Genomic DNA, 7134 nt, shown 5'->3' on the forward strand with positions numbered 1-7134 from the left:
GGTGGTCTCAGTGTGCTGCCTGGTGGGAGGTGGCGTCTCTTCTCGCCAGGTCCCGGGAGCGCCGGGCCGGTCCCGACCAGCCGCAGGTACAGCGGGCCAGTAAGAACGAGCCACGCTCGACGGTCGAGGTGAGGTGGGGGCCGTGGGGGGCGGTGGGCGGATCCGACGTCTCTTGGTCGCGCACCTTCACACCGTACTCGCGCGTGCGTTCCCTGCGCGGGGTGGTGCGTGACGACGCGCGAGGGACGTCGTTATGGGAACAGGGCGGCTCTCGGACAGGCAGCGCGAGCAACGGCGAGCGACGGCGGACAACGGCAAGCAACGGTAGGGCGTTGGGGGTTGGCAGGACGATGGTGCAGCAGCGCAGACGCAGGGGCGTGGCGGTCGTCACCGCCGCCGTGGCGGTGGCGGGAGTGGTGGCCGGGACGGGCGGTTGTTCCGGGAGCGGGGGCGCCATGGCGGCCGACGACCGGCCGGTCGGTGACCCGGCCGCGGTCCTCAGGTCCGCCGACGTCCTGGTGGATGCGCGGAGTTCCAAGGCGCGGACGTCGCTGGTGATGGCGACGGGTGGGACGCGGGTGACCATCAGGGGCGAGGGGCGGTACGACTTCCGTAAGAGGATGGGGCAGCTCTCCGTCGTACTGCCCAAGGACCCGGCCGGCGCCGACGGGCACCGGCCGATCGCCGAACTGCTCGCCCCCTCCGCCCTGTACATGAAGAACCGGGGCGCCGGGGTGCCCGAGGACAAGTGGGTGATGCTCGACTCGACCACCCTGGACGACGGCAATCTGGTCACCGGCGGTGCCACCGACCCGCTGACCGCCGCCGAACTGCTGCGCGCCGCGAAGGACGTGGTCTACGTCGGAGAGCAGGAACTCGCCGGCGTCCGCGTGTCGCACTACCGGGGCGTCACCGACATCGGGCGGGCCGCGGAGCGCGCGGCGCCGTACGCGCGGGAGGCGCTGGCCGCGGCGGCACGGGGCTTCGCCGAGGACGTCGTGCCCTTCGATGCCTATCTGGACGACGAGGGGCGCCTACGCAAGGTCAGACACCAGTTCAGCTACCGGAATCAGGGGCGTACGGTCGCGGTCGCCTCCACCACGCTGCTGTACGAGTTCGGGGTCACCTTCGGGGTCCGACTCCCCCCTAAGGACCAGATCTTCACCGGGAAGATCAAGCTGTAAATGGTCCGGACGTGCCATGCGCGTCACGCCTCACCCTCCTTACCCTAGGAAGTCGGCAGTCGACACCGCCAGGAAGACGACGACACCGGCAGGAAGAGGTGAACGCACGTGGCTCTGTCGCGCACTCCGACCGTCCAGGACCACGTGGCCCTCGCCGAGATCGAACTCTGCGGAGACCTGATGATCGCGGCGTCGGCCGCGGACGGCGAACGGCTCAGCCCGGACCGTATCGACGAAGTGCTGAACGTACGTGTGGAGCGCGGCGAGAGATCGTCCTGCCGCTGAGCCTGCTCCCGAGCCCGCTGCTCGACCCGCTTCCGAGCCCGCTCCTGGGCGCGGTTCCGCTGAGCCTCCGCCGCTGGGCTCCCGGGCGATTGTCTTCGGCCACTCCCGGCGCGCCCCGTCCGTCAGGTACGCAGCAGGCGCGCGATCGCCTTTGTGGCCTCCTGCACCTTTTCGTCGATCTCGTCACCACCCTTGACCGCCGCGTCGGCCACGCAGTGCCGCAGGTGCTCCTCCAGCAGTTGCAGGGCGAAGGACTGAAGGGCTTTCGTGGAGGCCGAGACCTGGGTGAGTATGTCGATGCAGTAGACGTCCTCGTCGACGAGCCGCTGGAGGCCGCGGATCTGGCCTTCGATCCGGCGCAGCCGCTTGAGGTGCTCGTCCTTCTGTTTGTGGTAGCCGTGCACACCGCGGTCGTGGTCGGTGACGATGTCGTCGCCGGCCGCGGCGCCCGCCCCGTCCGTGGCCGCCACCGCTGTCGTCGCCGTCGTCGCCGTGCCGGAGGTCGCGTCGTTGGTCGCCGCGTCGGCCGCCTCGGTGGTCGTCATCGCGCCCTCCTGATGGGGTGTTCGGGATGAATGTCCGAAAGGGGAGAAAATACCCCAGGTAGGTATATGATACCCAGTCGCGTACGAACGGGCAGGGGCACGTCATGATCGTCGTGTCCTATGCAGCACACTGAAGAACGCCGGTTAGCCGTGGCCGGATGATGCGCTTAGCATCAGCCTGACCGAATCCGATGTAACCCGAGGATCCCCCGTGCGCTTTCGTCTGACCCCCAGGGAGACGAGCTTCTACGACATGTTCGCCGCGTCCGCGGACAACATCGTCACGGGCTCCAAGCTCCTCATGGAACTGCTCGGGGCGGATTCCTCCGCCAGAGCCGAGATCGCGGAACGGATGCGCGCGGCCGAGCACGCGGGGGACGATGCCACGCACGCGATCTTCCACCAGCTGAACTCCTCCTTCATCACACCGTTCGACCGCGAGGACATCTACAACCTGGCCTCGTCCCTCGATGACATCATGGACTTCATGGAGGAGGCCGTCGACCTGGTCGTCCTCTATCAGGTCGAGGAGCTGCCCAAGGGCGTCGAGCAGCAGATCGAGGTGCTGGCGCGGGCGGCGGAGCTGACCGCCGAGGCGATGCCGCATCTGCGGACGATGGACAACCTCACCGAGTACTGGATCGAGGTCAACCGCCTGGAGAACCAGGCCGACCAGATCCACCGCAAACTGCTCGCCCACCTCTTCAACGGTAAGTACGACGCCATGGAAGTCCTGAAGCTCAAGCAGATCGTCGATGTGCTCGAGGAGGCCGCCGACGCGTTCGAGCACGTCGCGAACACGGTGGAGACGATCGCGGTCAAGGAGTCCTGAAACACGTGGACACCTTTGCTCTGATCGTGACCATCGGTGTCGCGCTCGGCTTCACCTACACGAACGGTTTCCACGACTCCGCGAACGCCATCGCGACATCGGTGTCCACCCGGGCACTGACCCCGCGGGCCGCGCTGGCGATGGCCGCGGTGATGAACCTCGCGGGCGCGTTCCTCGGCCAGGGCGTCGCCAAGACGGTGAGTGAAGGACTGATCGCCACACCGCACGGGCAGCGAGGGATGGGGATCCTCTTCGCCGCGCTCGTCGGCGCGATCGTCTGGAACCTGGTGACCTGGTACTACGGCCTGCCGTCGTCCTCCTCGCACGCGCTCTTCGGCGGCATGGTGGGCGCGGCGCTGGCCGGCGGGACCGAGGTGATCTGGAGCGGGGTGCTGGAGAAGATCGTCATCCCCATGTTCCTGTCGCCGATCGTCGGTCTGCTCATCGGCTATCTGGTGATGGTCGGCATCATGTGGATGTTCCGGCACTCCAATCCGCACAAGGCCAAACGCGGATTCCGTATCGCCCAGACCGTCTCCGCCGCCGGCATGGCGCTCGGGCACGGTCTCCAGGACGCGCAGAAGACGATGGGCATCGTGGTGATGGCGCTGGTCATCGCCGATGTCGAGGGTCCGGGCGACGAGATTCCGATCTGGGTGAAGGTCGCCTGTGCGGTGATGCTCTCGCTCGGTACGTACGCGGGCGGCTGGCGCATCATGCGGACACTGGGCCGCAAGATCATCGAGCTGGATCCGCCGCAGGGGTTCGCGGCGGAGACGACGGGGGCGTCGATCATGTTCGGCTCGGCGTTCATCTTCCACGCGCCGATCTCGACGACGCATGTCATCACCTCGGCGATCATGGGCGTCGGGGCGACAAAGCGGGTCAACGCGGTGCGGTGGGGGGTCGCGAAGAACATCGTCCTGGGCTGGTTCATCACGATGCCGGCGGCGGCGCTCGTCGCCGCGCTCAGCTTCTGGATAGTCGACCTGGCCTTCGGCTGAGTCTGCCGAGGGCCAGCTGCCCCGCCGTACACCGGAGCCGTGAGCCCGTACGCCCGTACCTTCTCGTACGCCCGTACATCCGCCCCCCGGTGCACAGAGAAACCCCTGACCAGGCCGCCCGCTCATGACCACGTGAAAACATGAGTGGGCCCGCCCCCTGGGAGAGAGGGCGGGCCCTTCGCCTTGCGGTGGCACCGCCATGCAGCACCGCAGGACGCTTTCGTGCCGGGCGCCTATCCGAAGCGGCCGGAGATGTAGTCCTCCGTGGCCTGTACGGACGGGTTGGCGAAGATGCGCTCCGTCTCGTCGATCTCGATGAGCTTGCCGGGCTGGCCCACCGCAGACAGGTTGAAGAAGGCCGTACGGTCCGAGACCCGCGCCGCCTGCTGCATGTTGTGCGTCACGATGACGATCGTGAAGCGCTCCTTGAGCTCCCCGATCAGGTCCTCGATCGCGAGCGTCGAGATCGGGTCGAGCGCCGAGCAGGGCTCGTCCATCAGGAGCACCTCCGGCTCGACCGCGATCGCGCGGGCGATGCACAGACGCTGCTGCTGACCGCCGGAGAGGCCGGAGCCGGGCTTGTTGAGCCGGTCCTTGACCTCGTTCCAGAGGTTGGCGCCCTTGAGGGACTTCTCGACGATGTTCCCGAGCTCGTTCTTGCGGTACCTGCCGTTGAGCTTCAGGCCGGCCGCGACGTTGTCGAAGATCGACATGGTCGGGAACGGGTTGGGACGCTGGAAGACCATGCCGACCGTACGGCGCACGGTGACCGGGTCGACGTTGGAGCCGTACAGGTTCTCGTCGTCCAGGAGCACCTTGCCCTCGACGCGGCCACCGGGCGTGACCTCGTGCATACGGTTGAGGGTGCGGAGGAACGTGGACTTGCCGCAGCCGGACGGGCCGATGAAGGCCGTCACGGAGCGGGGCTCGACGGTCATGGAGATGTCGTCGATCGCCCGGTGGTTGCCGTAGTACGCGGTCAGGCCGCTGACGTCGATTCGCTTGGCCATCTGAATCACTGCTTTCTGCGTGACCCCGCTCGGCGGAGCCGGATTTCGGGGCCTCAGCGGCCGGTCTTGGGGGCCTTCCAGCGGGCGATGCCGCGGGCCACCAGGTTGAGGATCATGACGAAGGCGATCAGGACGAGAGCCGCGCCCCAGGCGCGCGCCACCGAGGCGTCGGTGCCGACCGAGTACTGCTCGAACACATACAGCGGCAGCGACGACTGGGCGCCTTCGAACGGGTTCGTGTTGATGAGCTTCGTACCGAAGACGAGCAGCAGGACGGGCGCGGTCTCGCCGGTGATACGCGCGATCGCGAGCATCACACCGGTGGTGATACCGCCGATCGCGGTCGGCAGGACCACCTTGAGGATCGTCCGCCACTGGGGCACGCCCAGGGCCAGGGATGCCTCACGCAGCTCGTTCGGGACGAGCTTCAGCATCTCCTCGGTGGAGCGCACGACCACCGGCATCATCAGGATCGACAGGGCCAGGGCGCCGGCGAAGCCGGAGACTCCGAAGCCCAGCATCAGGTTCCAGGTGGAGAGGATGAACAGACCCGCGACGATCGAGGGGATACCGGTCATGACGTCCACGAAGAAGGTGACGGCGCGGGAGAGCTTTCCGCGTCCGTACTCCACGAGGTAGACGGCGGTCAGCAGACCGATCGGCGTGGCGATCACCGCGGCGATCGCGACCTGCTCGATGGTGCCGAGCAGCGCGTGGTAGACGCCGCCGCCCTCGTCCGTGTCGAGGAGTCCGCTCATCGAGTGGGACAGGAAGTACCCGTCCACGACCCCGGAGCCCTTGCTGAGGGTGGTCCAGGCGAGCGACAGCAGCGGGACGACGGCCAGCAGGAAGCAGACCCAGACGAGGCTGGTCGCGACCTGGTTCTTGCCCTGCCGGCTGCCTTCCACCTTGGCGGTGATCAGGTACGTGCCGCCGACGAAGATCAGCGCGGCCAGCAGACCCCACTGGATCTTGCTGTCCAGCCCGCCGACCATGCCGATCAGACAGCCCAGCACGGCGGAGCCGGCGGCGATGGCCAGGGGGGCCCAGCGAGGCATGCGCGCGCTGGAGAGCGAGCCGTGGGGGTCGGCGACGGAGGGCCGCTTGTCCTGAATCGTGTGGCTCATGCGTTGGCCCCCGAGTACTCCTTGCGGCGGGCGATGATCGCGCGGGCCGCGCCGTTGACCAGCAGTGTGATGATGAAGAGGACCAGGCCGGAGGCGATCAGGGCGTCCCGGCCGAAGCCGTCGGCCTCGTTGAACTTCGCGGCGATGTTCTGGGCGAAGGTGCCGCCGCCCGCGTCGAGGATGTGGAAGGAGAGCAGGAAGCTCGGGGAGAGGACGACGGCGACGGCCATCGTCTCGCCCAGCGCGCGTCCGAGGCCCAGCATCGAGGCGCTGATGATGCCGGAGCGGCCGAACGGGATGACCGCCATGCGGATGACTTCCCAGCGCGTGGCACCGAGGGCCAGAGCGGCCTCCTCGTGCATCTTCGGCGACTGGAGGAAGACCTCGCGTATGACGTTGGTGATGATCGGCAGGATCATGATCGCCAGCAGGACGCCCACGGTGAACAGGTTGCGGGCGACTCCCTCGTTCGTCTTGTCGAAGATGTACGTCCAGGCGAAGAACTGGTCGAGCCACTTGTTCAGACCGTCGAGGTACGGCACGAGGAAGACCGCGCCCCAGAGGCCGTAGATGATGCTCGGTACGGCTGCCAGGAGGTCGACCAGGTAGGCGATCGGGGTGGCGAGCCGGCGGGGCGCGAAGTGCGAGATGAAGAGCGCGATGCCGATGGCGATCGGGACGGCGATCGCCATGGCGATGATCGAGCTGACGATCGTGCCGAAGGCGAGGACCGCGATACCGAAGATCGGCGGGTCACCCTGCGGGTTCCACTCGAAGGTGGTGAGGAAGTTGCCCTCGTCCTTCGAGATCGCGAGGACGGCGCGGTAGGTGAGGAACGCGGCGATGGCGGCCATGATGACCAGCAGGGTGATACCGGAGCCCCGGGACAGACCGAGGAAGATCCGGTCGCCGAGCTGCTTCGTACCCGCGCTCGCGCCCTTTTGGTCAAGGGTGGGGGGTGGTGGTGCGTCGTTGGGTGCGGCTTCTTTTTCCATCGGGTCTTCTCCGGTCTGCGGAGCCGGGTCGCGGCTCCTGGCGGCGGTGCACCGGAAGACGTGGCCGGCCCCAGCGTGCTTGGGGGGGACCCGGCCCGTCCCGGGGGCAGGACCGGGTGGGGACGATCTCGCGGCCCGTGGCCGCGATCTCG

8 protein-coding genes are annotated in these 7134 nt (G+C 67.7%); 4 read left to right on the forward strand and 4 right to left on the reverse strand.

Features of this window, described 5'->3' with window-relative positions:
- The first annotated feature begins 350 nt into the window (after positions 1-350).
- Together ACFWU9_RS01745 and ACFWU9_RS01750 are read left to right on the forward strand one after the other, a co-directional pair.
- The gene (locus ACFWU9_RS01745; protein WP_384314378.1) at positions 351-1184 is read left to right on the forward strand and encodes a hypothetical protein; all 834 of its coding nucleotides are present in this window, start codon (positions 351-353) and stop codon (positions 1182-1184) included.
- Positions 1185-1292: 108 nt separating this feature from the next.
- Entirely contained in the window at positions 1293-1469 is a 177-nt protein-coding gene (locus ACFWU9_RS01750) for a hypothetical protein (RefSeq protein WP_384313840.1), read from the forward strand.
- A gap of 122 nt (positions 1470-1591) precedes the next feature.
- Here ACFWU9_RS01750 and ACFWU9_RS01755 read toward each other — a convergent pair whose 3' ends face one another.
- On the reverse strand, positions 1592-2014 hold the full coding sequence (locus ACFWU9_RS01755) for a metal-sensitive transcriptional regulator (RefSeq protein WP_384313842.1): 423 nt from the start codon (positions 2012-2014) through the stop codon (positions 1592-1594).
- Between the two features lie 211 nt (positions 2015-2225).
- Between ACFWU9_RS01755 and ACFWU9_RS01760 the strand changes: the two genes are divergently transcribed.
- On the forward strand, positions 2226-2846 hold the full coding sequence (locus tag ACFWU9_RS01760; protein ID WP_266547369.1) for a DUF47 domain-containing protein: 621 nt from the start codon (positions 2226-2228) through the stop codon (positions 2844-2846).
- A gap of 5 nt (positions 2847-2851) precedes the next feature.
- On the forward strand, positions 2852-3850 hold the full coding sequence (locus ACFWU9_RS01765; RefSeq protein WP_384313844.1) for an anion permease: 999 nt from the start codon (positions 2852-2854) through the stop codon (positions 3848-3850).
- 233 nt (positions 3851-4083) lie between these two features.
- Here the strand turns inward: ACFWU9_RS01765 and pstB are convergent, their stop codons facing one another.
- Genes pstB through pstC form a run of 3 tightly spaced genes read right to left on the reverse strand, consistent with a single transcriptional unit; the run spans position 4084 to position 6982 of the window.
- Positions 4084-4860 carry a phosphate ABC transporter ATP-binding protein PstB gene (pstB, locus tag ACFWU9_RS01770; protein WP_384313846.1) on the reverse strand — a complete coding sequence of 259 codons (777 nt, stop codon included), beginning with the start codon at positions 4858-4860 and terminating at the stop codon, positions 4084-4086.
- Positions 4861-4913: 53 nt separating this feature from the next.
- Entirely contained in the window at positions 4914-5987 is a 1074-nt protein-coding gene (pstA, locus tag ACFWU9_RS01775; protein ID WP_384313848.1) for a phosphate ABC transporter permease PstA, read from the reverse strand.
- On the reverse strand, positions 5984-6982 hold the full coding sequence (pstC, locus tag ACFWU9_RS01780; RefSeq protein ID WP_384313850.1) for a phosphate ABC transporter permease subunit PstC: 999 nt from the start codon (positions 6980-6982) through the stop codon (positions 5984-5986). The genes pstA and pstC overlap by 4 nt, the downstream gene beginning before the upstream one ends.
- Between the last annotated feature and the right edge of the window lie 152 nt (positions 6983-7134).

Source organism: Streptomyces sp. NPDC058653, from assembly GCF_042716895.1.
In the GTDB taxonomy this organism is placed as follows: Bacteria; Actinomycetota; Actinomycetes; order Streptomycetales; family Streptomycetaceae; genus Streptomyces.